General features: G+C 57.7%; 2 protein-coding genes. One reads left to right on the top strand and one right to left on the bottom strand.

The features are described from left to right. The coding region (locus ACR0EL_RS22725; RefSeq protein ID WP_480502387.1) for an alpha/beta fold hydrolase at window positions 1–276 on the bottom strand (276 nt) is incomplete at its 3' end. Window positions 277–365: 89 nt separating this feature from the next. Here ACR0EL_RS22725 and ACR0EL_RS22720 point away from each other — a divergent pair. Next, the gene (locus ACR0EL_RS22720; RefSeq protein WP_480502386.1) at window positions 366–542 is read left to right on the top strand and encodes a hypothetical protein; all 177 of its coding nucleotides are present in this window, start codon (window positions 366–368) and stop codon (window positions 540–542) included.

The following is a 542-nucleotide window of genomic DNA, read 5'->3' as shown; positions in this document are numbered from 1 at the left end:
CATCGAAGCTTTTCCACCCATGGAATGCCCGACGATATCGGCGATGCCGCCAACGCTGTCGATGACCTTTGCCAGATCATGCGCCAAATCTGGGTAGCCATGCTGAGCATCCCAAAAGCTGTAGGCGTGATTGCGCATATCGACGGCAATCACCTGTCTTTCGTCCGACAGTCGCCGCGCAATGACTCCCCAATTGCGCGCCGAACCATAGAGGCCATGCGCTATCAGCAGGGGCGGATGATCAGTCGGGTCGCCATGGATGATCGTATTCAGCATGCTTCTGTGATACGCGTCACCGCGCGGAACAACCAGCCCCATTGTCGCCGGTGTGACGCGCGGCTACATTGTCCCGTCAGGAGGCGCCAATGACGCAGGAAATCGATATCCAGACCCGGATCGCAGAGACCATTCGGTTGCTGCGTAAAAAGCTTGGCGTGAAAGACAAGACCCTGATTGCCTCGGTCCGACGCGCGAAGCGGCGTTTGACGCGCAAGGTCTATAAACAGGGCTTGGTTCTGGCAGAGGCCGAGCAGATGACCTAG

The sequence above is a fragment of the Ruegeria sp. AH12 genome, from assembly GCF_056541465.1.
Note: the sequence above shows the minus strand (reverse complement) of the source record. Positions and strands in the feature narration are given on the sequence as shown.

Bases quoted from the DNA above. Each gene is read 5' to 3' on its own strand.
- ACR0EL_RS22720 (WP_480502386.1), top strand. From the start codon at position 366: ATGACGCAGGAAATCGATATCCAGACCCGGATCGCAGAGACCATTCGG.